This is a genomic window from Arthrobacter sp. P4_H3, assembly GCF_056400885.1.
The window spans coordinates 1-23940 of record NZ_JBFUKK010000009.1 but is presented as its reverse complement, the minus strand read 5'-3'; the positions used below and the strand labels follow the sequence as shown (position 1 = coordinate 23940).

Here is a 23940-nt window from a genome sequence, read left to right as displayed (position 1 = left end):
ACTACGCGGCTGATTCCTCCGACTGGAGTTCGGGGGCGGCCACTGAGCGCGGGGTCACTTCGATGGCGGGCGGCGTGGTCAGCCCCTCGGCTTCAAGGGCGTTGAGCTTTCGGGCCGTGGGCAGGACGCGTGCTTCGAGCGTCCCGACCATCGAGTTATAGCGGTCAACGGAAGTCTTGAGGGAAGACCCCAGCTTGGTCACGTTGTCACCGAGCGTTCCCATGCGCTCGTAGAGCTGCCGGGCCAGCTCAAACAGTTCCCGGGCACTGTCGGTCAGCACGTCCTGGCGCCAGGTGAACGCCACCGACTTCAGGACGGCCAGCAGGGTACCGGGGGAAGCGAGCACCACGTTCTTGTTCAGGGCATAGTCCAGGAGGCCGGGATCGGCTGCCAGGGCGGCGGCAAGGATGGATTCCGCCGGCAGGAAGCAGATCACGAGTTCGGGTGAATTGCCCGGGATATCCCAGTACTTCTTGTTGCTCAGGGCGTCCACATGGGATTTCAATGCCTTTGCGTGTGCTGCCAGCAGCGCACTTTGTCCGTTGAGCGCGTGCCCGTGCTGTTGCTGTCCCGAGGAAGGCCCCAGGTCCTGGGCTTCAAGGTAGGAGGCCAGCGGCACCTTGGCGTCGACCACAAGCTGCTTCTCGCCCGGGAGCTGGACCACGAGGTCGGGCCGCATAGCGTTCCCCGCCGCGGCGCTGTGGTGCTGCTCATGGAAATCCACGTGGCGGAGCATGCCGGCTGCTTCCACCACGCGCCGCAGCTGGACCTCGCCCCACTGGCCGCGGGCACTGTTGGACCGCAGGGCGGACTCGAGGGCATGGGTTGAGCGAAGGAGCTGTTCGTCGGAGAGGCGGGCTTCCTGCAGTTGCTGTGCGAGCTGTCCGTACTGCTCCAGCCGGTCACGTTCCAGCAGGGACACCTGCTGCTGGACCGCCGTAAGCTTCTCCGCCACGGGAGCCAGGGCCCGGAGGACGCTGCCGTCCTGGTTGCGTGACTCGCCGAGCTCCCTGTTCTGTGCCGACAAAAGGCGCCGCTCGGCGTCGGCTGCCGCGAACTGGGCGCTGACCTCCGAAAGACGGGCCGAGACGCCGTCGAAATCCTGCTCCAGGGCAACGTTCCGCCGCCGGAACACCACATAGGTGAAGGCGGCGCCGATCAAGGCGCCGAGAATCAGCATCAGTAGGGCAAGTATCAGTGCAAAAGCGTCCATGGGTTCACTTTGGCACGGGCCTCTGACATTTTTGGCGCAGGCGCACGCGCCGCCGACGGCGAACAGCTGCGGTGAACAAGACAGGCGGCCGCAGGGTTCCGGGCCGATTACCGGTAGAATCAATACTCGTGGCTCTTACTATTGGCATCGTCGGACTGCCCAACGTCGGCAAATCAACTCTTTTCAACGCACTGACCCGCAATCAGGTGCTGGCCGCGAACTATCCGTTCGCCACCATCGAGCCGAATGTCGGCGTCGTGAACCTTCCGGATCCCCGCCTGGCGAAGCTGGCTGCCATCTTTGGATCCCAGCGGCTGCTGCCCGCCCCGGTGTCCTTCGTGGACATCGCCGGGATCGTAAAAGGTGCGTCGGAGGGCGAAGGCCTGGGCAACAAGTTCCTCGCCAACATCCGTGAGGCCGAGGCCATCGCCCAGGTTGTCCGTGTGTTTGACGACCCCGACGTGATCCACGTCGACGGCAAGGTGGATCCCAGTTCGGATATGGAGACCATCAACACCGAGCTGATCCTGGCCGACCTTCAGACCATCGAAAATGCCATTCCCCGGATCGAAAAAGAAGTCAAGATCAAGAAGCGGGAAGCTGCCGAGCTGGCTGCCATCAAGGCGGCCCAGGCTGTGCTGGAACGTGGCGACACCATTTTCGCCTCGATCAAGAGCGACAAACTGGAGATGGAGCACCTCAAGGAGCTCAGCCTCCTGACCGCCAAGCCCTTCATCTACGTCTTCAACGCGGACGAAGGCATTCTGGGCAGTCCGGAGAAGCAGGACGAACTGCGGGCCATGGTTGCCCCGGCGGACGCCATCTTCCTCGACGCCAAGCTCGAGTCCGACCTCGTCGAGCTGGATGAGGAAGAGGCCCGCGAAATGCTGGAGATGAACGGCCAGGATGAATCGGGCCTGGACCAGCTGGCCCGCGTCGGCTTCCACACCCTCGGACTGCAGACCTACCTGACGGCAGGGCCCAAGGAAACGCGCGCCTGGACCATCCACCAGGGCGACACCGCACCACAGGCCGCCGGCGTGATCCACTCCGACTTCCAGCGCGGCTTCATCAAGGCCGAAGTTGTCTCCTTCGACGACCTCATCGAGGCCGGCTCCATGGCCGAGGCGAAGGCCCGCGGCAAGGTCCGCATCGAAGGCAAGGAATACGTGATGTCCGACGGCGACGTCGTGGAGTTCCGCTTCAACGTGTAGCAGGCAGCTGCCACAAGGCACAGTCACAGTCAGTGATTGAGCATTAACAGCAAAAGCCCCGATTCCCTTGGATCGGGGCTTTTGCTGTGATTGGACCCGTTCCCGCCCGGCCTTTTGCGCATCAAGGTTCTCCAACGATTTAAAGTGGCACAGCTTGACCATTGTTGCAGCTCGGTAACAACCTTTACTCATGGGCAACTTTGGTCCCACGGGCGCACCTTTCGGGTTTAGGCTACTGCTCATGTGAGGCCAGCCACATTCTCACTGGGGGAATGGGCGGTCTGGCCGGCGCCTACAGCGGCGGTCTTTTCAAACCACAGAAACATAGGAGGCGGAATGCGCTTCGGTCGTATTTCCAAAGCGGTAGGCGTCGCGGCAGCTGCCGCGCTTGCTCTCAGCGCCTGCGCCGGCAACAGCGGCGGGACAACCCCGTCCAGCGCTACTGCCGGCAAACAGGGTGGCTCAGCCACGGTGGTCGAGGTGAACGCTTTCAACACGTTCAACCCGAACACTGCCGACGGCAACACTGACATCAACTCGAAGATCAGCTATGCCACCCACTCGGGTTTCTACTACATCGACAATCAGCTGAACGTTGTCCGCAACGAGAAGTTCGGCAAGATGGAAAAGACTTCCGATGACCCGCTGACGGTCAAGTACACCGTCAACGAGGGCGTGAAGTGGTCCGACGGAACCCCGGTCACGGCAGCCGACCTCCTGCTGCAGTGGGCAGCGTTCTCCGGCTACTACGACGACGCCGACTCAGAGGCGAAGACGGGCACGCAGTACTTCTCCTACGCCGGTGACCCCACCGGCCTCAAGCTCACCGATTTCCCCGAACTCGGCGACGACAACCGCACGATGACCATCAAGTACACCAAGCCGTTTGCTGACTGGGAAACCGTCCTGGGCGGTCCGGGCATTGACATCGCGGCCCACGTGATGGCCAAGAAGGCAGGCCTCGCCGATGCCAAGGCACTGGTGGACTACCTCAAGGAGAAGCCCAAGGGCGACGCCAAGGCCCCGAAGCCGGCCGATGAGAAGCTGAAGGCCATGGCTGACTTTTGGAACACCGGGTTCGACACCAAGACCCTGCCGTCGGACCCCAGCCTCTACCTCTCCAACGGCCCGTACATTGTCAAGAGCGTCACGCAGGACCAGTCGCTGACCATGGTCCGTAACAAGGATTACAACTGGGGCCCGGAGGCGAGCCTGGACGAAATAACGGTCCGCTACATCGGCTCCTCTCCGGCGCAGGTGCAGGCACTGAAGAACGGCGAAGCGGACATCATTGCTCCCCAGGCTTCCGCCGACACCATCGAGCAGCTCAAGGCACTCGAAAGCCAGGGCGTGACCGTGGAACAGGGCAACCAGCTCTCCTACGACCACATCGACCTGAACTTCTCCGGTCCGCTGGCCGAAAAGAGCGTCCGCGAGGCGTTCATGAAGACCGTCCCCCGCAAGGACATCGTCGACAAGATCGTGAAGAAGCTCGATCCGGAAGCCAAGCCGCTCGACTCCCAGCTGTTCGTTCCGGCCCAGGCTGCTTATGAGGAGTCTGCAAAGAACAACGGCTCTTCGGCCTACCAGGACGTGGACATTGACGGCGCGAAGGCTCTTCTGGCCGGCAAGACCCCTGAGATCCGCATCATGTACAACAAGGACAACCCCAACCGTGTTGACGCCTTCTCCCTGATCCGCGAGTCGGCCACCAAGGCCGGATTCAAGATCGTTGACGGCGGCCTGGGTGCTTCTGACTGGGGCAAGGCCCTCGGCGACGGCAGCTACGACGCCACGATCTTCGGCTGGATCAACCCGGGTGTCGGCGTTTCCGGCGTACCGCAGATCTTCCGCAGCGGCAACGGTTCCAACTTCAACGTGTTCAGCGATCCTGAAGCCGACAAGCTGATGGACGAGCTGATCGTCACCACCGACCGCAGCAAGCAGGATGAGCTGATTACGCAGATCGACAAGAAGATCTGGGATTCCGCTTACGGTCTTCCGCTCTTCCAGTCCGTGGGCGTGGACGCGTACAGCGACCGCATCACCGGTGTGAAGTTCATGCCGAACCAGACGGGTGTCTGGTGGAACTTCTGGGAGTGGGCTGAGAAGTAAAGCCCCCGCTCAGCGAGCGAACAGCAGGTGAAGGCGCCGGGACAGCAGCAGCGTCCCGGCGCCTTCGCTGGCACCACCGGCATTCGCCGGCTTTCCGCCCACCTCACTCGGCAAGCCGGTCTGATTCTGCGATGGGCCCGGTCAGATCCCGGCCCGGATATCGAGGCTTACCACCATGGTGACGTACATCGTCCGGCGGCTTATTACTGCCGCACTCATACTTCTCGGGGCATCATTCCTCGTGTACCTCCTGACAGCGTCGTCCGGAGATCCACTGGAGGAATTCCGTGCCAGCAGTGCCGCCAACAAACAACAGCTCATGGACTCGCGCAGCCAGCTCCTTGACCTGGACACGCCGGCTCCCCTCAGGTACTTCAAATGGCTTGGCGGAGCGGCCAAATGCCTGGTTCCCTTCGCCGGCTCGTGCGACCTCGGCAAGAACATCGCCGGGCAGCCAATAACGGAGGCCCTCGGCTTCGCGCTGGTCCAGACCCTGACGCTCGTCACCGGCGCCACCGTCCTGGCAATCCTGATCGGCATTGCCCTCGGCATCATCACGGCCCTCCGGCAGTACAGCGCCCTCGACTATGGCGTGACGTTCATGGCGTTCCTGTTCTTCTCGCTCCCCATCTTCTGGGTGGCCGTGCTGCTGAAGGAATACGGTGCCATCGGCTTCAACGATTTCCTCCGCAATCCCGAAATACCACTGCCGGCGGCCCTGGGGATAGGTGCCATAGCGGGCGTGATCGTTGCGGTTGCCGTCGGTGGAGCAGCCCGCCGCCGGCTGGTTTCAGGCGGCATCGTTTTCCTCGCTGCCAGCCTTATCCTGATCTACTTCTCCGTTGTGCAGTGGTTCCGGAACCCCGGACTTGGCCCGGTGGTCATTGCGATTGCAGGGGTGGGCCTCGCCTTCGCCGTGACAGTCCTCGTGGCCGGGCTCAAGAACAAGCGTGCCCTGCAGTCCGCGTTGATCGTGGTGGCACTTGGCGTGGTTGCCTACTTCGCGGTCCAGCCGCTCCTGAACGAGGCGACGGCGCTCATGATAGTCCTGCTGGGCATCGCGACAATCGGTGTCGGCGTGGCAACGGGCTACCTCATGGGCGGCTACGATCGCGGCCAGTCAATGCGCGCCGCCGGGATAACAGCCTTCCTCGTGGGCGGACTCATCCTGATGGACCGCTTCATGCAGGCCTGGCCCACCTACTTCAACAACAGCAGGGTCCGGGGGAGGCCGATCGCCACGATCGGTGCCGGCACCCCGAACATCCAGGGCGACTTCTGGGTCCTGAGCCTGGACACCTTCACGCACCTGATTCTTCCGACCATGGCCCTCATCCTTGTTTCGTTGGCAAGCTACACGCGGTTCACCAGGTCGTCCATGCTGGAAATCATGAACATGGACTACATCAGGACAGCCCGCGCCAAGGGACTCTCCGAGCGGTCCGTGGTGATGGGCCACGCGTTCCGCAACGCGCTGATTCCCATCGCCACCATCGTGGCCTTCGATATCGGGGCGCTCATCGGCGGTGCCGTTATTACCGAAACGGTGTTCTCGGTGCGGGGAATGGGGTTCCTCTTCCTGGACGGCATCGTGCACACTGACCCGAACCCCGTGATGGGCGTCTTCGTCTGTGTGGCAGTGACCGCAATGGTGTTCAACCTGATAGCAGACCTTGCGTACTCCGCACTCGATCCCCGCGTAAGGATTAAGGCATGAGCCAGCCAACCCAGCAGGAAGAATTCCTCGCCGAGCACTCGCACCCCCGGCCGCCGGGAGTGTCCTTTGAACCGGAAGCGAAGGGGCTGAGCCAGGGGCAGATTGTCCGCAAACGGTTCCTGGGCCACAGCGGGGCCATCGCCGGTCTTTTCATCTTTGTCTTCATCTTCCTGCTGGCCTTCACCTCGGTCGGCTGGGCTGGCATTCCGGGCTGGTGGAAATACGACCACCTGGATGTGTCGCCGCTGGTCAACGACGGGGTTCCGACGGCATCCCTGTGGCTGCCGGCCTGGGGCGAACATCCCTTCGGGCAGGACCGGATCGGCCGGGACCTCTTCGCCATGACCATGCGCGGAGCCCAGCAGTCCATCACCATCATGGTCCTGATCGGGGCCATCGCCGGCCTGCTGGGCACTGTCATCGGCGGCCTGTCCGGGTACTTCCGAGGCTGGGTGGAAGCAGTCCTGATGCGGATCACGGACGTCATCATCATCATCCCGGTGCTGCTGCTTGCCGCCGTGGTGGCCCAGTCCGTCAACCGCAGGGACCAGGGCGGCTGGTTTTCGGGCTTCGCGGCCAGCAACGGCATCCTCGTCCTGGGCATCTTCCTGGGCCTGGTCAGCTGGGTCGGCCTGGCGCGGCTGATGCGCGGGGAGTTCCTCACCCTGCGTGAACGGGAGTTTGTCGACGCAGCCCGTATCTCCGGGGCCAGCAATGCACGGATTATTTTCAAGCACATCCTGCCCAATGCCATCGGCGTCCTGATCGTTAACGTGACCCTGACCATGTCCGCTGCCATCCTCCTGGAAACTGCACTGAGCTACCTCGGCGTCGGCGTGAAGTCCCCGGACACCTCGTTGGGCCTGCTCATCTCGCAGAACCAGGAAGCGTTCGCCACCCGGCCGTGGCTGTTCTGGTTCCCGGGCCTCTTCATTGTGCTGATCTGCCTCAGTATCAACTTCATCGGCGACGGACTTCGGGACGCGTTCGATCCGAGGCAGAAGAAGTTCAACGCCAAAAAGGCCAAAGACGCCAAGCCTGCCGGAGCGCCGGAGAAGGCACCGGCTGCTGCAGCCGACGGGTCTGCGGGCGACTGAATGCGGGCTGTCCGGGCATCCGCCCTACGGAACTGTGACGCCCCAGTAGCTGGCGGCAAGGAGGACCACGGTGGTGGCGATCGCCGTCCAGCGAAATGTCACGCTGACGGCCGTGGTCTCGGCACTTCCGGTGTCCAGGGCGCCGGCTTCGACCAGCTCTTCCCACCGGCCGCGAACCAGCCGGGCTGCCTGGCCGGAATCAGTGGTTTTCAGGTCACCCGGGCGCACGGACTGTCCGGGTCCGTAGGTGGCGGAAGGCAGGCCCCTGAGATCCTCGGGGCGGGCGTTCCGGCCGCCCCAGATGCCTGGCGCCGGGGCGGCCCAGGAGGCGTAGCTCCTGGCCGGTGTGACCAGCGTCAGGGCAAACCGGGTATCGACGTTCACCAGGGCTGCCCACGGGACGTCAATGGAGCGGAACGGATTCTCCAGCGTGATGCCGCTGTCGTGCACCACCACGGAGGGCATCCAGAACAGCAGCCAGCCGAGAAAACCGATCAGCAGCAGCGGACCCGTACCCAGCATTGCTGCCGGCCCGCCGGCCGCGGCAGTGACAACAAGGCCGACGGCGGCCACCAGCCAGGACAGCCAGGCGAACCATTTGTTCGTGCGGGCTTTGAAGACTTCAACATTTCCGGCGTGCGGCACACTGCTCATGCCCCCAATAATTCAGGATTCCAGGCCACAGCACTAATCTCCGGTGCTGTCGTGGCTTGGGCGGAAGGGAACCCGTCATGACTGACAACATCACCCCGAACCAGGGCACCTCCCCGGCGCACGAGCCCGCCAAGGGAGAAATAGTCCTCGAGGTCCGCGATCTCAGCGTCGACTTCGGCGTGGATAAAAAATGGGTGCCCGCCGCCATCGGCCTGAATTATGAGGTGCGGGCGGGGGAAGTCCTTGCCATCGTGGGGGAGTCCGGCTCCGGCAAGAGCGCCAGTTCCATGGCCCTGCTGGGTCTCCTGCCCAGCAACAGCCGGGTATCCGGCAGCGTCCGCCTCTCCGGAAAGGAGCTCCTCGGCGCCAATGCCGCCAACATCCGGGAGGTCCGCGGCAAGGATGTGGCCGTGATCTTCCAGGAGCCCATGACCGCCCTCAATCCCGTGTACACGGTCGGGGCGCAGATTGTTGAGACGGTCCGGCTGCACAACGAAGTTTCACCGGACCAGGCCAGGGAACGTGCCCTGCGCATGCTGGAACTGGTGGAACTGCCGGACCCGGAGAAGGCGTTCAAGTCCTACCCCCACCAGCTTTCGGGCGGCCAGCGGCAACGGGCCATGATCGCCCAGTCGCTGTCCTGTGATCCCAAACTGCTGATTGCCGATGAGCCCACCACGGCCCTGGACGTCACCGTCCAGGCCGAGATCCTGGATCTCATGCGCAACCTGCGGAACAAGCTGGACAGCGCCATTGTGCTCATCACCCATGACATGGGGGTGGTAGCGGACCTGGCAGACCGCATCGCCGTCATGCGGCGGGGGCTGATTGTTGAAACGGGAACGGCCGAGCAGGTCTTCCGCAACCCCCGGCATGAATACACCCAGGCACTGCTCGCAGCAGTGCCGCACCTCGGCCAAGGCGGTGCGGACCAAGGCGCCGCGGTGGACGTTACCGCCGCGCTGGCGGCCGCCACGCACGCTGAACTGGAGTCGGTGGACCCCGACGACCTGGTCCGCCGCGAGCGTGAGAACGCCGCCGCGCTGGCTGCCGCGGCCGCGGCGCGGCCCCAGGGCGAACCGGTCCTGGAACTTACGGATGTAGCCATCGAATACCCCAAGCAGGGCCGCGTACCGGCCTTCAGGGCCGTGGAGGGTGCAAACCTCGTGATCTACCCCGGCCAAGTGGTGGGTCTCGTGGGCGAATCAGGCTCGGGCAAGACCACCATCGGCAGGGCCGCCGTCGGGCTGCTTCCTGTCGCGGCCGGCACCATGCGGGTGGTGGGCCAGGACATTTCCGCCGCCAAAAAGAACGGGAAGCAGCTGCACCAGGTCCGGCGCCACATCGGAATGGTGTTCCAGGACCCGTCGTCGTCGTTGAATCCCCGCCTCCCGATCGGCGAGAGCATCGGCGAACCCATGTTCCTCGCCGGGGAGGCCAAGGGAAGCGGGCTGCAGAAACGGATCGAGGCCCTCCTTGACCAGGTTGAGCTCCCGAGGAACTACCGCAACCGCTACCCGCATGAGCTGTCCGGCGGGCAGAAGCAGCGCGTGGGCATCGCGCGGGCACTGTCGCTCAAACCGAAGCTGATGGTGGCGGACGAACCGACGTCGGCACTGGACGTGTCCGTGCAGGCAAAAGTGCTTGAACTGTTCCAGAACCTCCAGAAGGACCTCGGCTTTGCCTGCCTGTTCGTGACACACGACCTGGCAGTGGTCGACGTGCTGGCCGACCGGATTTGCGTGATGCAGCGGGGCAGGATCGTGGAGCAGGGCTCCCGGGACCAGATCCTGCGCAACCCGCAGGAGCCCTACACGCAGCGCCTCCTTGCTGCGGTGCCCCTGCCGGACCCCGAAAAACAGCGTGAGCGCAGGGAGTTGCGGGCACAGTTGCTGGCGAGTGGAGTGGAGTAGCGTCCGTCACATGACGGGAAGCATACCAGTGAGTAACATGTGACTTGAAATACACCTGAGTTGACTCGAATGGTCAAATTGTGACCCGGTCACGGTTTGGCAACAGAGTTCCATTATTTGGACATGTTGGGGTTAGGCTACTCACTTATGTATGCCACGTCACAGGACACCTCTGTGCCTGGGCCTGCAGGGAAAACACGATTTTCCCTACTCAACTCCCACAACTCATAGGAGGCGGAATGCGTTTTTCGCGCACTTCCAAAGCACTGGGCATGGTTGCCATCGCAGCCCTGGCCCTGACCGGATGCGGCGCCGGAGGCGGCGCCACTGACGGCGGCAGCCAGGCTGCCGGCGACCCCAACAAGGTCATCACCGCGTACAGCAATGAACCCCAGCACCCCCTGATGCCCGCCGACACCAGCGAAGTCTACGGTGGCCGCGTGGTCGAGCTCCTGTTCGAAGGCCTGCGCAGCTACGACCCCAGCGGCAAGTCGGTCAACGCGCTTGCCGAGTCCATCGAATCCGCGGACGGCCAGAACTACACCATCAAGGTGAAGTCAGGCAGCAAGTTCACCAACGGCGAGGCCGTAACTGCCAAGAGCTTCGTTGATGCCTGGAATTTCGCCGCGCTGAGCACCAACGCCCAGAACAACAGCAGCTTCTTCGAATCCATCGAGGGCTACGACGCCGTCAGTGCCACCAAGACCGAGAAGGGCGCGGACGGCAAGGACATCGACGTCCCGGCCCCCACCGCGCAGACTCTCTCGGGCCTGGTTCTCAAGGACGATTCCACCATCACGGTCAAGCTGTCCCAGCCCGAGGCTGACTGGCCGCTGCGCCTGGGCTACTCGGCCTTCATGCCGCTGCCCGCGGACGCCATCAAGGACAAGAAGAAGTTCGGCGAGAACCCGATCGGCAACGGTCCGTACAAGATGGCCAAGGAAGGCGCCTGGCAGCACGACAGCCAGATCGAACTGGTTAAGAACGCCGATTACGCCGGTCCGCGTGCTGCCAAGAACGCCGGCGTGACCTTCAAGTTCTACACCGATCCGGCTCCGGCCTACACGGACATCCAGGCCAACAACCTCGACGTCACGGACGTCCTGCCGACCGATGCCCTCAAGACCTACACCACCGACTTCCCTGAGAACCACCTCAACAAGCCGTATGCAGGCAACGCCACCCTGAACATCCCGGGCTACCTGCCCGAGTTCCAGGGCGAAGCGGGCAAGCTCCGCCGCCAGGCCCTCTCCATGGCCATCAACCGCGAAGAGATCACCAAGGTCATCTTCTCCGGCACCCGGATCCCGGCGAAGGACTTCACGTCCCCGGCCGTTGACGGCTACAACGACAATGTTGCCGGCTCAGATGTCCTCAAGTTTGACGCCGCCAAGGCCAAGGATCTTTGGACGAAAGCGGATGCCATCAGCCCGTGGCCGGCCGACAAGACCCTGCAGCTTGCCTACAACACCGACGGCGGCAACAAGGAGTGGATCGACGCCGTTGCAAATAACTTCAAGAACAACCTGGGCATCAAGGCCGAAGGCCAGCCCTTCGCCAAGTTCGCCGAGATCCTGAAGCTGCGCACCGCCAAGAACCTGCCGGGCCTGACCCGAGCGGGCTGGCAGGCAGACTACCCGTCGTTGTTCAACTTCCTGGGGCCTGTCCTGAAGACCGGGGCCAGCGCCAACTACGAGGCTTACACGAACCCTGAGTTCGACAAGCTGCTTACCGAAGGCCTGGCCGCGAAGTCCACGGATGACGCCAACAAGAAGTTCACCCAGGCCCAGGAGATCCTCTTCCAGGATCTCCCCAACCTACCCTTGTGGTATCAGGCACGCCAGGCCGTCTGGAGCCAGAACGTCAGCAACGTCGACTCCGGCTGGAACGGCGTCCTGCAGTACTGGGCCATCACCGCCAAGTAGTCCTCGGAACAAATCCACGTCAAAAAGCTAGTGGGGGTTCGGCCATAAGCCGGGCCCCCATAGCCTTGGAACCGGCACGAAAGCTGTCCTACATGAACCCCCTTAGCCCCACAAACGCTCAGGAGACGTTGCTGTGATCCAGTACATTCTCCGGCGCTTATTGCAGATCATTCCGGTCTTCATCGGAACCACGCTGCTCGTCTACTTCATGGTCTTCGCCCTTCCGGGTGACCCCATCCGCGCGCTGTTCGGCGACCGTCCTCCCAGCGAGGCCGTCATCGCGCAACTCCGTCAGCAGTACAACCTCGACCAGCCGTTCTGGGTGCAGTACGGGCTCTTCCTCAAGAACCTGTTCACCTTCAACCTCGGCGTCGACTTCACCGGCCAGCCCATCGCGGCGTCCCTGGGCCGGATCTTCCCCGTCACCGTCATGCTGGCCGTCGAAGCCCTCATTATCCAGACTGTCTTCGGCGTCACCTTCGGCCTCATCGCCGGACTCCGCAAGGGCAAGGTGTTCGATGCGACGGTGCTTGTCGCGTCCCTGGTGGTCATCGCCATCCCCACCTTCGTGCTCGGCTTCGTCCTGCAGCTGCTGGTGGGTGTTCAGCTCGGCTGGGCCAAGCCGACTGTCGGCGCCACCGCGGACTGGGGCAACCTGATCCTTCCTGCCACGGTGCTGGGGCTGGTTTCCTTCGCCTACGTGCTGCGGCTCACGCGTGCCTCGGTTATCGAAAACATGAACGCCGACTACGTGCGCACCGCCACCGCGAAGGGCCTGTCACGGCCGCGCGTGGTGGTCACCCACATCCTGCGCAACTCCATGATTCCGGTCATCACCTACCTGGGCGCCAGCCTAGGCGGCCTGATGGGCGGCGCTATTGTCACGGAGAGCATCTTCAACGTCCCGGGCGTCGGCCAAAAGCTGTTCCAGGCCGTCATCCGCAGCGAGGGCCCCACCGTGGTCGCGATTGTCAGCGTCCTGGTGCTCGTCTTCGTCATTGCCAACCTGTTGGTCGACTTGCTGTACGCCTGGCTTGATCCAAGGATCCGTTATGAAAACTAACCGCGAAATCGAGCACTTCGTTGCCCCCGTGGAGGAGACCCCTCTGCTCGCAACGGACTCGCTCAAAGTAGACCAGGCACCGCTGAGCCTCTGGGCGGACGCCTGGCGCAAGCTCCGCCGTCGTCCGCTGTTCATCATCTCCGCGGTGATGATCGCACTGATCATCCTGGTGGCGCTCTTCCCGGGCCTGTTCACCCAGGTGGAGCCCAACAACAACTGCCAGCTGGCGAACTCCGACGGGGCTCCGGGAGCGGGGCACCCGCTGGGCTTCACCTTCCAGGGCTGCGATGTGTACTCCCGCATCATCCACGGCACCCAGGCATCGCTGATGGTGGGCGTCTTCTCCGTGCTTTTCGTCGTTATCATCGGGGTCACCCTCGGCGCCCTCGCGGGCTTCTACGGCGGCTGGATCGATGCCGTGATTGCCCGTCTCGGAGACATCTTCTTCGCCCTCCCGCTTGTCCTGGGCGCACTGGTGGTCTCGCAGCTTCCGTTCATGCGTGACAACCGCGGGGTGTGGACAGTGGTCCTGATCCTCGTCGCACTGGGCTGGCCGCAGATGGCGCGCATTACCCGCGGCGCCGTGATCGAAGTGCGCAACGCCGACTTCGTCACCGCTGCCCGCTCGCTGGGCGTCTCGCGTATCGGCTCCCTGGTCCGGCACGTGCTGCCGAATGCCCTCGCGCCGATCATCGTCCTGGCCACCATGGAACTCGGCGTCTTCATCGTTGCGGAAGCCACGTTGTCCTTCATCGGCATCGGGCTGCCCGGCAGCATCATGTCCTGGGGCAACGACATCGCGGCGGCCAGGTCGTCCGTCCGCACCAACCCGGCCATCCTGCTGTACCCGGCCATGGCGCTGTCCGTCACCGTCCTGAGCTTTATCATGCTCGGCGACGCCCTGCGCGACGCCCTCGACCCGAAGAGCCGTCAACGATGAACGAGGCAATCATGACAACTTCCGATGTCAGAATCAGGGAGGCCGCGCTGGCCGACAAGCCGCTCCTGGAAATCCGCGACCTCGCCATTTCCTTCAAGACCGGTTCCGGTGAGGTCCAGGCTGTCCGGAACGCCCACCTGACCATCATGCCCGGTGAAACCGTTGCGATTGTGGGGGAGTCGGGCTCCGGAAAGTCGACGACGGCGTTGGCCGCCATCGGACTGCTGCCCGGCAACGGCCGGGTCTCCGGCGGGCAGATCCTGCTCGACGGCGAGGACATTTCCCATGCCTCGGAAAAGCGCATGATCGAGCTGCGCGGAAACACCATCGGCATGGTCCCGCAGGACCCGATGTCCAACCTCAACCCGGTCTGGAAGATCGGCTACCAGGTCAAGGAAACGCTGCGCGCCAACGGCCGTCCCAGCGGACCGGCCGACGTCGCGAAGGTTCTGTCCCAGGCAGGCCTTCCCGACGCCGAACGCCGGGCAAAGCAGTACCCGCACGAGTTCTCCGGCGGCATGCGCCAGCGTGCGCTGATCGCCATCGGACTGTCCTGCCAGCCGCGGCTACTCATCGCCGACGAGCCCACGTCCGCACTCGACGTCACCGTCCAGCGCCAGATCCTCGACCACCTCGAAACGATGACGTCGGAACTGGGCACGTCAGTGCTCCTCATCACCCACGACCTCGGCCTCGCAGCGGAACGCGCGGACAAGGTTGTGGTGATGTACCGCGGCAACGTGGTGGAGGCCGGGCCGTCGCTGGAGCTGCTGCAGAACCCGCAGCACCCGTACACGCAGCGCCTCGTCGCCTCGGCACCGTCACTCGCCTCACGGCGCATCCAGGTGGCCAAGGAGCTCGGTGTCGAATCGGACGAGCTGCTCGCTCAAGGCGAGCCGGTGGTCGTCGAGCCGACCATGACCGAAGACGTGCTGCAGATCCAGAACCTCCGCAAGGTGTTCAAGCTGCGCTCCGGCTTCGGCAAGTCGACCGACTTCACCGCCGTCGACGACGTTTCCTTCAGCGTCAAGCGCGGCACCACGACGGCGATCGTGGGGGAGTCGGGTTCCGGCAAGTCCACCGTGGCCCAGATGGTGCTGAACCTGCAGAAGCCCACCTCCGGCAAGATCGTGTTCGACGGAGTAGACACCTCCACGCTGAACAACAAGGAGATCTTCGCCTTCCGCCGCCGTGTGCAGCCGATCTTCCAGGACCCCTACGGCTCCCTGGACCCGATGTACAACATCTTCCGGACCATCGAGGAACCGCTGCGGACCCACAAGATCGGGGACAAGGCCAGCCGCGAGAAGAAGGTCCGCGAGCTCCTGGACCAGGTGGCGCTTCCGCAATCCACCATGCAGCGGTACCCGAATGAACTCTCCGGCGGCCAGCGGCAGCGTGTGGCCATCGCGCGAGCACTGGCACTCGATCCGGAAGTGATCATCTGCGACGAGGCGGTCTCCGCCCTCGACGTGCTGGTCCAGGCACAGGTGCTGAACCTGCTCGCCGACCTGCAGTCACGGCTGGGCCTGACCTACCTGTTCATTACCCACGACCTTGCCGTGGTCCGCCAGATCGCGGACCACGTGTGCGTCATGGAAAAGGGCAAGCTGGTTGAGACCGGTTCAACGGATGACGTCTTCGATGATCCGCAGCGGGACTACACGAAGGCACTGCTCCATGCCATTCCGGGCGCGCGGCTGATGCTGCCGCCCGAAGTCGCCTGAGGCAGCTGCATAACTAAGGGAGCCGGTGCCCGCCCTGCAGGGGGCGGGCACCGGCTCCTATTAATACGTGGACAGTCGCTAAAGCCGGGACGCCCTGCTCAACCGAGCGGCAACGCCGACGTGGCCAGCTCAGGCGGAGCGTGCAGCCCCAGTTCCTGCAGCCTGGTGGCCAGCAGGCCACCCAGTGCCTTGTGGCCGACGTTGTTCATGTGCACGCCGTCCGCCAGTTCCTTGGCCAGGTTGTACTTCGTCAGCCAGTCACCCACGCTGACAAAGGGAATCGAGTGCTTGGCCGCCACCGTGCCGAGCAGGGCATCCACCTGCGACCGGCGGCCGCCGCCGTAATTGATGCCGCGGGCCAGGGTGCCGATCATGGCGAACTTGGCCCCCGGATAGCGCTGCTTCAGCGACGAGATCAGGCGTTCGGCGTTGGCCACGATCTGGGCGTCAGTGGCTCCGCGCGCGGCATCGTTCCCGCCGCCCTGGATGACCACGAGCGCCGGTGAACCGTAGGGGAGCTGCCAGTCGCCGCGCTGCAGGGCATCGATGTAGTTGCCGGTCTTGCCGTTCGAGGCAACAAACCCGGTGCCGCCGCGGCCGCAGAAGAAGACGTTGTAGCCGATGGCGGCCAGTCCCTGGCGGGGCCAGCCGGCTTCCGGTTCGGACTGGGAATCGCCGATCAGGACGGCGGTCCGCCTGATGTTGGCCACAATGACTTCGTTCCGGCCGTTTGCGGGGTTCCTGTAAACGGACCCGGGCGCCATGGTGGACGGATCCGGCTCCGTGGCCAGCTGTGCCTTGCCGGCTGAACCGGCAGCAACAGGCTCGCCCGGCGCCGCGGCCACGGGGGCGGCCGCTGATTTCCGGGGGGCGGCCGCCGCCTTGGGGGAAACTGCCTCGGCGGATGGTTGCGATGCCTGGGCGCTTGCGGCGGGACCGGTGGATCCCGTGGCAGCGTCTGGTGTTTGTGGTGCCTGCCCGCAGCCGGCCATCAGAACGCCGACGGCGATCATAGGTGCGACGAAGCGGGTCAGAGCCGAGGCATTTCGCATCTGTGGTCTCCGGGCTTTTCTTTGCTGTTATCACCGTAATAATGGGGCATCCCACGAGGAATATCCAGTAACTTTGGGCCCGATTCGTCCCATTCCGGTGACGATCCTGTAACGGGGCCGGAACCGGACCGGTTTCTGGATTTTAGGCCAATAAATGACCTAGCGCTTAGACTGGTAGAAGGCGCCCTGTGCCAAAGGGTCTCGTCCGTCGTGCGTTCCGGTTGGAAATGTCGCGATACCACAGCTGACTTCACCACTGAATCGAGCAATAACGCATGTCTGAAACCACCACCAACACCGCGGTAGCCACTGCATCGCGCAGTGACCTGCGCAACGTCGCGATCGTGGCCCACGTTGACCACGGCAAGACCACGCTGGTCGACGCCATGCTCAAGCAGACCAACTCCTTTGCCGAGCACAACCACCTCGAAGACCGCGTCATGGACTCCGGTGACCTGGAACGCGAAAAAGGTATCACCATCCTGGCCAAGAACACCACGGTGGCCTACAACGGACCGTCCTCCAACGGCGAGACCATCACGATCAACGTGATTGACACCCCGGGCCACGCCGACTTCGGTGGCGAGGTGGAGCGCGGCCTGTCCATGGTTGACGGCGTTGTGCTCCTCGTCGATGCTTCCGAGGGCCCGCTGCCGCAGACCCGTTTCGTGCTTCGCAAGGCCCTCGCCGCGCACCTGCCGGTGATCCTGCTGGTCAACAAGACCGACCGCCCCGATGCGCGGATTGACGAAGTTGTCCACGAGTCCATGGACCTGCTCCTTGGCCTGGCCTCCGACCTCGCCGACGAAGTTCCGGACCTCGACCTGGACAAGATCCTCGAAGTTCCGGTCGTCTACGCAGCAGCCAAGGTAGGCCGCGCCTCCCTCGAGCAGCCGGCTGACGGCACCGCTCCGGAGAACGAGGACCTTGAGCCGCTGTTCAAGACCATCATCGAGCACATCCCGGCACCGACGTACAACCCGAACGGTGTCCTGCAGGCGCACGTCACCAACCTGGACGCCTCACCGTTCCTGGGCCGCCTGGCTCTGCTCCGCATCTACAACGGCACCCTGCGCAAGGGCCAGACCGTCGCATGGGCACGTGCCAACGGCGAGCTGAAGAACGTCAAGATCACCGAACTGCTGGCCACGAAGGCACTTGACCGCGTCCCGACCGAGTCCGCAGGCCCGGGCGAGATTGTCGCCGTCGCCGGCATCGAGGAGATCACCATCGGTGAGACCCTGACCGACGCCGAGAACCCGCAGCCGCTGCCGCTGATCACCGTGGACGATCCCGCGATCTCCATGACCATCGGTATCAACACCTCGCCGCTGGCCGGCAAGGTCAAGGGCGCCAAGGTCACCGCCCGCCAGGTGAAGGACCGCCTGGACAAGGAATTGATCGGTAACGTCTCCATCAAGGTTCTTCCCACCGAGCGTCCCGACGCCTGGGAAGTCCAGGGCCGTGGCGAGCTCGCGCTGGCCATCCTGGTTGAGCAGATGCGCCGCGAAGGCTTCGAACTGACCGTCGGCAAGCCGCAGGTTGTCACCAAGACCGTCGACGGCAAGATCCACGAGCCGATGGAGCACATGACCATCGACGTGCCGGAAGAGTACCTCGGCGCCGTCACCCAGCTCATGGCTGCCCGCAAGGGCCGCATGACCAACATGGCCAACCACGGCACCGGCTGGTGCCGCATGGAGTTCATCGTTCCGGCCCGTGGCCTGATCGGTTTCCGCACCAAGTTCCTCACGGACACCCGCGGCGCCGGTATCGCGGCCTCGATCTCCGAGGGCTACGAGCCCTGGGCCGGCCCGATCGAATACCGCACCAACGGTTCGATGATCGCCGACCGCGCCGGTGTTGTGACGCCGTTTGCCATGATCAACCTGCAGGAACGCGGCTCCTTCTTCGTGAAGCCGACCTCCGAGGTCTACGAGGGCATGATCGTTGGCGAGAACTCCCGCGCCGACGACATGGACGTCAACATCACCAAGGAAAAGAAGCTCACCAACATGCGTGCCGCTTCCTCCGACACCTTCGAGAACCTCACGCCGCCGCGCGACCTGACCCTCGAAGAATCACTCGAATTCGCCCGCGAAGACGAGTGCGTCGAGGTTACCCCGGAGTCCATCCGCATCCGTAAGCTCATCCTGGACACCAACGAGCGGGCCAAGGCCAACCGCGCCCGCGCCAAGGTCTGATCCGGGCACGTTCCGGTCATCACCCTCGTGAACAATAGAGCTGCCGGCATGGCAGGCGGCATCGCCGCCGCTGTGCCGGCAGCTCTTTTTGTCGCCACCGCAGGGACCGCGCTGCACCGCCAGCAGTGGATGCTGTCCGGTGTCATTCTTCCCTGGGGTGCAGTGGCGGCCCTGTTCCTGCTCGGCTCCGTTCAGCTGCTGCTCGGGGCGGCCTTCAGGTCCCTGATCCCGACGGCGGCCTGCGGAGTGCTGTGCTACATGCTGGCGGGCTGGTGGTCGATGCTGGAGCCCGGCAAGCGGCTCATCGCCGCCGATATTTCCGGGAATATCTGGATCTACGGCATCGCCGGTACATCGGTGCTCATGCTCGCCTGGTGCCGGCGCTACCGGCAGCCGCACACGCAGCCGCCGGCCTGACGGCGCGTTAGCCCGCCGTGGGGTCCCGGTGGTGCGCGATCATCAGCGAGGTGGCCTCGCCGTCGTCGTCCGCCGGGAGCTGGACATATTCTTCAATGACCGCCCGCAGCTTGCCGAGCATTTCCTCGCGCCGGGCGGCATTGAATTTCACCCCGAGCCGCCAGACTTCGATGTCCTCCGGCGGGAGGTCCCTGGTCTCCTGCAGGAACGTCTCGATCAGGACCGGCGCCACGTTGTCCACGGGCGTCTGCCAGGACTTGCGGCTCGCTATGTACGGCACCTCGACGGCGCCCCGGTTACCTTTTCGGCGCTCCTCCGCGACGAGGAATCCGGTCCGTACGAGCGTCCGGACGTGATGCAGGCTCGACGCCGGATTGAGGTCCAGGAGTTCGGCGATTTCCTTGTTGGTCCGTGATTGGTGCAGGCACAGCCGCAGGATCCGCAGCCGCAACGGGGAACTCAGGGCGCGGCCCTTGGCTACAGCGTCCGCATTAGAGTCCTGCCCCGGCTGATTCATAAGGAAAGTGTAGCCAACAAGTGATTGACACATGCCAATCACTGTCAGCGTGGAGACAGGCAATTACCAGGGAGCCGTCCGCGGGGCGCGCCTCGCCGGCGCCGGTGGCACCGGCTTCGCTGCCACCACCCGTGCCAACGGAATAACGACGTCGGCCCGCCGCGTGCGGACCGTGCAGTTGGTATCGCTGATCGCCACCAGATCGCCCAGCGCATCCGTCAGGCCATCCGATATCCTGTACCGCACCACTACCCTCGTGCCCAGGGAGGCGCCTTCAAGGAACTGCCGGGGAGTGGGGATCTGCGAATTCACCACTTCATACTAGGACTCGTGGCTTGTATGACGCGCCGCTAGGTTCGCGGGAACAGGCTGTTAGATAATAGGCTCAGAAGTCAGCAGTCCGGCGCTTAGGCCGGGAGTGATAACCGGCAGGTGCCGGAACCAACGTGGAGAGGCAAGGGACGTGACGTACGTAATCGCGCAGCCGTGTGTAGATGTCAAGGACAAGGCATGTATTGAAGAATGCCCCGTCGATTGCATCTACGAGGGTGAGCGGTCCCTCTACATCCACCCGGACGAGTGCGTCGACTGCGGTGCCTGCGAGCCCGTCTGCCCTGTTGAGGCCATTTACTACGAGGACGACACTCCGGACGAGTGGGCCGACTACTACAAGGCGAACGTCGAATTCTTTGACGACCTTGGATCGCCGGGCGGTGCCGCGAAGGTCGGCAACACCCACACCGACCACCCGATGATTGCTGCCTTGCCGCCCCAGAACCAGGACCACTGAGGCGCCTGGCGTGACTTCGGCGGTACGCAGCTTCGGCCTCAGCCTGCCCGACTACCCGTGGGAGGCCATGGCGCCCTATCTTGCCAGGGCGGCAGAGCACCCCGGCGGGGCGGTTAACCTCTCTATCGGCACACCGGTGGATCACACACCCACTCTGGTCCAGGAGGCGCTCCAGAAGGCAGCAGACGCCCCCGGGTACCCCACAGTGCACGGCACGCCGGCACTCCGCGCGGCCATCGCCGAGTGGTTCGGCCGCCGCCGCGGCGTTCCCGGGGTGGACCCGCAGCATGTGATGCCCACGGTCGGTTCCAAGGAACTTGTGGCGTGGCTGCCGTTCCTTTTGGGGCTCAAGCCGGGCGACGTCGTCGTTCGTCCCACAGTTGCCTACCCCACCTATGACATCGGGGCGACGTTCGCGGGAGCCGAACAGATCGCCGCTGACGACCTCGACGAACTGGACGACGAAACGCGGCAGCGTGTCCGGCTGGTGTGGGTCAACTCGCCGGCCAACCCCACCGGAAGCGTCCGCGACGCCGCATCCCTGAAACGGATAGTGGACCAGGCCCGCACCCTCGGCGCCGTGGTGGCATCCGACGAATGCTACGCGGAGCTTGGCTGGGGGGAGTGGGACGTCCAGCGGGGCGGCCAGCCCGTGCCCAGCATCCTGGACCCGCGCGTTTCCGAAGGTTCCCACGAGGGGCTGCTGGCAGTGTACTCACTCAGCAAGCAGTCGAACCTTGCAGGGTACCGTGCGGCCTTTGTGGCCGGTGACCCGGTGCTCATGGCCAACCTGGTGAACAGCCGCAAGCATGCGGGCATGATTGTTCCCTACCCGGTCCAGGAAGCCATGCGGGTGGGGCTTGGCGACGACGCCCACGTCCAGGCGCAGAAGGACCTGTACCGCGGCCGGCGGGAACGGATCGTGCCGGCACTCGAGGCATTCGGGCTGACCATTCACGAATCGCAGGCCGGGCTTTACCTGTGGTGCACTGCCGGTGAAGCCACCTGGGACACCGTGGGCAGGCTCGCCGGAATCGGCATCGTGGTGGGCCCCGGTGTTTTCTACGGCGATGCAGGCAACGGGTTCATTCGCGTTGCGCTGACGGCCGCGGACGAACGGATCGATGCGGCAGTGGAGCGGCTGACTATCGGCGCGTAGCCGCCACGAAGCAGGTGCAGGTCCGTAACAATGGTGTGACACGCGACACAACTGGGGCGTTTTTGGGGCATTTTGGCACTACCGGATTAGTGCCACCTTGCCAAGGAGCGGTACTTTTTAACTGACTATCAATGGTGGCTTTCTACAAGAAGGTAGCCCGGCCGTTGGAATCCCTGTCCATACAGGCTCCTCGGGCGGCTTCACCAGATGTTGGATCAAGCTTTCTACAGAGAGGCCCTGACGCCTCATGAGGAGACTCCATGACTGAGACCACCAGCGCAACCCTGCGCCATGCCGGCGGCGAGCTCGAACTCCCGCGCATCCAGGTTGTAGAAGGAAACGAAGGCTACGACGTTTCCAAGCTGCTGAAGCAGACCGGTGCCGTTGCTTTTGACCCCGGTTTCATGAACACCGCGGCCACCACGTCCGCAATCACGTACATCGACGGCGATGCCGGGATCCTGCGCTACCGCGGCTACCCGATCGAGCAGCTCGCCCAGCACTCGAGCTTCCTGGAAGTCTCTTACCTGCTCATCTACGGCAACCTGCCGAGCCCCACCGAGCTCGAAGCCTTTGACCAGCGGATCCGCCACCACACCCTGCTGCACGAAGAGCTCAAGGGCTTCTTCAGCGGCTTCCCCCGGGACGCGCACCCCATGCCGGTGCTGTCCTCGGCAGTGTCTGCTCTCTCCACGTTCTACCAGGACTCGCTGGACCCGTTCAACGCCGAGCAGGTGGAGGTCTCCACCTACAGGCTACTGGCCAAGATGCCGGTCATCGCCGCCTACGCCCTGAAGAAGAGCATCGGCCAGCCGATGCTCTACCCGGACAACTCCCACAACCTCGTGGAGAACTTCCTGCGCCTGAGCTTCGGCCTTCCTGCCGAGCAGTACGAGGTGGATCCGATCGTCGCCAAGGCGCTGGACCTGCTCCTCATCCTGCATGCCGACCACGAGCAGAACTGCTCGACCTCCACGGTCCGGCTGGTCGGCTCGTCGAACGCCAACCTCTTCGCCTCCGTGTCTGCCGGCATCAATGCCCTCTTCGGCCCCGCCCACGGCGGCGCCAACGAGGCCGTGCTCAAGATGCTGCGCCAGATCCAGGCCGACGGCACCAAGCCCGAGGACTACATGGAGAAGGTCAAGAACAAGGAGGACGGCGTCCGCCTCATGGGCTTCGGACACCGCGTCTACAAGAACTACGATCCCCGGGCCAGGATCGTCAAGGACACGGCGCACGAGATCCTTACCAAACTCGGCGGCAACGACGAGCTCCTGGACATCGCGCTGCGCCTTGAAGAGAAGGCCCTGAATGACGACTACTTCATCCAGCGCAAGCTCTACCCGAACGTGGACTTCTACACCGGCCTGATCTACAAGGCCATGGGTTTCCCGGAGAAGATGTTCACCGTGCTCTTCGCGATCGGCCGCCTGCCGGGCTGGATTGCCCAGTGGCGCGAAATGATCAGCGACCCCAACACCAAGATCGGCCGCCCGCGGCAGCTGTATACCGGAGAGCCGGAGCGCAACTACCCGGTCAGCTAGGAATAACGACGGCGGCCGCCCACCTCGCGAGAGACGGGCGGCCGCTTTTTCGTGCTAGGAGTTGTAGCCCAGCGGGTTGTTCTTCTGCCAGCGCCAGTGGTCCTCGCACATCTGGTCCACGGTCTTCGTGGTGGACCAGCTCAGGTCAGCCAGGGCGGAGGTGGCATCGGCCCAGAAGGCCGGGAGGTCGCCTGCGCGGCGGCCGGTGATCTCGTACGGGATTTTGTGGCCCACGGCTTTCTCAAAGGATCGAAGCACTTCCAGTACCGAGGAACCCTTGCCGGAACCAAGGTTCCAGCGGTAGACGCCGGTACGGTCAGCCACGTGGTTAAGGGCTGCCACATGGCCTTCAGCAAGATCCACGACGTGGATGTAGTCACGCAGGCAGGTGCCGTCCGGGGTGTCGTAGTCGCCGCCGAACACCATGAGCTTCTCGCGGCGGCCCACGGCCACCTGGGCGATAAACGGGACCAGGTTGTTGGGGATGCCCTGCGGGTCTTCACCGATCCGGCCGGACGGGTGTGCGCCCACCGGGTTGAAGTAGCGCAGGAGTGCGATGTGCCACCGGCTGTCCGCGGCGCCGAGGTCCGAAAGGATGTCCTCGATCTGTTCCTTGGTCCGGCCGTAGGGGTTGTTGGCGCCGATCTCCATCTTTTCCACATAGGGGATGGGGTTGTGC

20 protein-coding genes are annotated in these 23940 nt (G+C 63.9%); 14 read left to right on the top strand and 6 right to left on the bottom strand.

Annotation, left to right across the window (positions count from 1 at the left end; translation table 11 throughout):
- Position 1: 1 nt before the first annotated feature.
- The gene (locus AC1DRE_RS13310; protein WP_476985083.1) at positions 2–1213 is read right to left on the bottom strand and encodes a DNA recombination protein RmuC; all 1212 of its coding nucleotides are present in this window, start codon (positions 1211–1213) and stop codon (positions 2–4) included.
- A gap of 128 nt (positions 1214–1341) precedes the next feature.
- Between AC1DRE_RS13310 and ychF the strand changes: the two genes are divergently transcribed.
- From ychF to AC1DRE_RS13290, 4 genes are all read left to right on the top strand, one after another.
- Positions 1342–2427, top strand: a complete 1086-nt coding sequence (ychF, locus tag AC1DRE_RS13305; RefSeq protein ID WP_364119388.1) for a redox-regulated ATPase YchF — start codon at positions 1342–1344, stop codon at positions 2425–2427.
- Positions 2428–2763: 336 nt separating this feature from the next.
- Entirely contained in the window at positions 2764–4542 is a 1779-nt protein-coding gene (locus tag AC1DRE_RS13300; protein WP_476985082.1) for an ABC transporter family substrate-binding protein, read from the top strand.
- A 175-nt stretch (positions 4543–4717) separates the two neighbouring features.
- Entirely contained in the window at positions 4718–6259 is a 1542-nt protein-coding gene (locus AC1DRE_RS13295) for an ABC transporter permease (RefSeq protein WP_476985081.1), read from the top strand.
- Complete coding sequence (locus AC1DRE_RS13290; protein WP_476985080.1) at positions 6256–7356, top strand: ABC transporter permease; 1101 nt, start codon at positions 6256–6258, stop codon at positions 7354–7356. Before AC1DRE_RS13295 ends, AC1DRE_RS13290 begins: the two co-directional genes overlap by 4 nt.
- A 24-nt stretch (positions 7357–7380) precedes the next feature.
- Here the strand turns inward: AC1DRE_RS13290 and AC1DRE_RS13285 are convergent, their stop codons facing one another.
- Entirely contained in the window at positions 7381–8010 is a 630-nt protein-coding gene (locus AC1DRE_RS13285) for a PH domain-containing protein (protein ID WP_476985079.1), read from the bottom strand.
- A 77-nt stretch (positions 8011–8087) separates the two neighbouring features.
- Here AC1DRE_RS13285 and AC1DRE_RS13280 point away from each other — a divergent pair, with 77 nt between their 5' ends.
- The 5 genes from AC1DRE_RS13280 (at position 8088) to AC1DRE_RS13260 (ending at position 15578) form a co-directional block, all read left to right on the top strand.
- On the top strand, positions 8088–9923 hold the full coding sequence (locus AC1DRE_RS13280; protein WP_476985078.1) for an ABC transporter ATP-binding protein: 1836 nt from the start codon (positions 8088–8090) through the stop codon (positions 9921–9923).
- A 239-nt stretch (positions 9924–10162) separates the two neighbouring features.
- A complete protein-coding gene (locus AC1DRE_RS13275) occupies positions 10163–11848 on the top strand; it encodes a peptide ABC transporter substrate-binding protein (RefSeq protein ID WP_476985077.1) in 1686 nt (561 codons plus the stop codon).
- 133 nt (positions 11849–11981) lie between these two features.
- Entirely contained in the window at positions 11982–12911 is a 930-nt protein-coding gene (locus AC1DRE_RS13270; RefSeq protein WP_476985076.1) for an ABC transporter permease, read from the top strand.
- Positions 12901–13851: an ABC transporter permease gene (locus AC1DRE_RS13265; protein ID WP_476985075.1), complete on the top strand. Its 951-nt coding sequence runs from the start codon at positions 12901–12903 to the stop codon at positions 13849–13851. Before AC1DRE_RS13270 ends, AC1DRE_RS13265 begins: the two co-directional genes overlap by 11 nt.
- 11 nt (positions 13852–13862) lie before the next feature.
- Entirely contained in the window at positions 13863–15578 is a 1716-nt protein-coding gene (locus AC1DRE_RS13260; RefSeq protein ID WP_364119415.1) for an ABC transporter ATP-binding protein, read from the top strand.
- Positions 15579–15676: 98 nt separating this feature from the next.
- On the opposite strand, the gene AC1DRE_RS13255 is transcribed toward AC1DRE_RS13260, so the two are convergent.
- The gene (locus tag AC1DRE_RS13255) at positions 15677–16630 is read right to left on the bottom strand and encodes an SGNH/GDSL hydrolase family protein (RefSeq protein ID WP_476985074.1); all 954 of its coding nucleotides are present in this window, start codon (positions 16628–16630) and stop codon (positions 15677–15679) included.
- 275 nt (positions 16631–16905) lie between these two features.
- Here AC1DRE_RS13255 and typA point away from each other — a divergent pair, with 275 nt between their 5' ends.
- Positions 16906–18834 carry a translational GTPase TypA gene (typA, locus tag AC1DRE_RS13250; protein ID WP_364119421.1) on the top strand — a complete coding sequence of 643 codons (1929 nt, stop codon included), beginning with the start codon at positions 16906–16908 and terminating at the stop codon, positions 18832–18834.
- A 48-nt stretch (positions 18835–18882) separates the two neighbouring features.
- Positions 18883–19251 carry a hypothetical protein gene (locus AC1DRE_RS13245; RefSeq protein WP_476985073.1) on the top strand — a complete coding sequence of 123 codons (369 nt, stop codon included), beginning with the start codon at positions 18883–18885 and terminating at the stop codon, positions 19249–19251.
- Positions 19252–19258: 7 nt separating this feature from the next.
- Here the strand turns inward: AC1DRE_RS13245 and AC1DRE_RS13240 are convergent, their stop codons facing one another.
- Together AC1DRE_RS13240 and AC1DRE_RS13235 are read right to left on the bottom strand one after the other, a co-directional pair.
- The gene (locus AC1DRE_RS13240; RefSeq protein ID WP_476985072.1) at positions 19259–19768 is read right to left on the bottom strand and encodes a helix-turn-helix domain-containing protein; all 510 of its coding nucleotides are present in this window, start codon (positions 19766–19768) and stop codon (positions 19259–19261) included.
- A gap of 63 nt (positions 19769–19831) precedes the next feature.
- Positions 19832–20080 (bottom strand): putative acetyltransferase, encoded by a 249-nt coding sequence (locus AC1DRE_RS13235; RefSeq protein WP_476985071.1) that lies wholly within the window; start codon positions 20078–20080, stop codon positions 19832–19834.
- Between the two features lie 151 nt (positions 20081–20231).
- Here AC1DRE_RS13235 and fdxA point away from each other — a divergent pair, with 151 nt between their 5' ends.
- The 3 genes from fdxA to AC1DRE_RS13220 all read left to right on the top strand — a co-directional run bounded on the left by fdxA (position 20232) and on the right by AC1DRE_RS13220 (position 23261).
- A complete protein-coding gene (fdxA, locus tag AC1DRE_RS13230; protein WP_055796733.1) occupies positions 20232–20558 on the top strand; it encodes a ferredoxin in 327 nt (108 codons plus the stop codon).
- 10 nt (positions 20559–20568) lie between these two features.
- The gene (dapC, locus tag AC1DRE_RS13225; RefSeq protein WP_476985070.1) at positions 20569–21717 is read left to right on the top strand and encodes a succinyldiaminopimelate transaminase; all 1149 of its coding nucleotides are present in this window, start codon (positions 20569–20571) and stop codon (positions 21715–21717) included.
- Positions 21718–21977: 260 nt separating this feature from the next.
- The gene (locus AC1DRE_RS13220) at positions 21978–23261 is read left to right on the top strand and encodes a citrate synthase (protein WP_104172158.1); all 1284 of its coding nucleotides are present in this window, start codon (positions 21978–21980) and stop codon (positions 23259–23261) included.
- A 54-nt stretch (positions 23262–23315) separates the two neighbouring features.
- Here the strand turns inward: AC1DRE_RS13220 and AC1DRE_RS13215 are convergent.
- Positions 23316–23940: NAD-dependent epimerase/dehydratase family protein (locus AC1DRE_RS13215; RefSeq protein ID WP_476985069.1), on the bottom strand; the 625-nt coding region annotated here is incomplete at its 5' end.

Coding starts and splice junctions, on each gene's coding strand:
- AC1DRE_RS13310 (WP_476985083.1), bottom strand. CDS start 1,213: ATGGACGCTTTTGCACTGATACTTGCCCTACTGATGCTGATTCTCGGC.
- AC1DRE_RS13300 (WP_476985082.1), top strand. CDS start 2,764: ATGCGCTTCGGTCGTATTTCCAAAGCGGTAGGCGTCGCGGCAGCTGCC.
- AC1DRE_RS13295 (WP_476985081.1), top strand. CDS start 4,718: ATGGTGACGTACATCGTCCGGCGGCTTATTACTGCCGCACTCATACTT.
- AC1DRE_RS13290 (WP_476985080.1), top strand. CDS start 6,256: ATGAGCCAGCCAACCCAGCAGGAAGAATTCCTCGCCGAGCACTCGCAC.
- AC1DRE_RS13285 (WP_476985079.1), bottom strand. CDS start 8,010: ATGAGCAGTGTGCCGCACGCCGGAAATGTTGAAGTCTTCAAAGCCCGC.
- AC1DRE_RS13280 (WP_476985078.1), top strand. CDS start 8,088: ATGACTGACAACATCACCCCGAACCAGGGCACCTCCCCGGCGCACGAG.
- AC1DRE_RS13275 (WP_476985077.1), top strand. CDS start 10,163: ATGCGTTTTTCGCGCACTTCCAAAGCACTGGGCATGGTTGCCATCGCA.
- AC1DRE_RS13265 (WP_476985075.1), top strand. CDS start 12,901: ATGAAAACTAACCGCGAAATCGAGCACTTCGTTGCCCCCGTGGAGGAG.
- AC1DRE_RS13260 (WP_364119415.1), top strand. CDS start 13,863: ATGACAACTTCCGATGTCAGAATCAGGGAGGCCGCGCTGGCCGACAAG.
- AC1DRE_RS13255 (WP_476985074.1), bottom strand. CDS start 16,630: ATGCGAAATGCCTCGGCTCTGACCCGCTTCGTCGCACCTATGATCGCC.
- typA (WP_364119421.1), top strand. CDS start 16,906: ATGTCTGAAACCACCACCAACACCGCGGTAGCCACTGCATCGCGCAGT.
- AC1DRE_RS13245 (WP_476985073.1), top strand. CDS start 18,883: ATGGCAGGCGGCATCGCCGCCGCTGTGCCGGCAGCTCTTTTTGTCGCC.
- AC1DRE_RS13240 (WP_476985072.1), bottom strand. CDS start 19,768: ATGAATCAGCCGGGGCAGGACTCTAATGCGGACGCTGTAGCCAAGGGC.
- AC1DRE_RS13220 (WP_104172158.1), top strand. CDS start 21,978: ATGACTGAGACCACCAGCGCAACCCTGCGCCATGCCGGCGGCGAGCTC.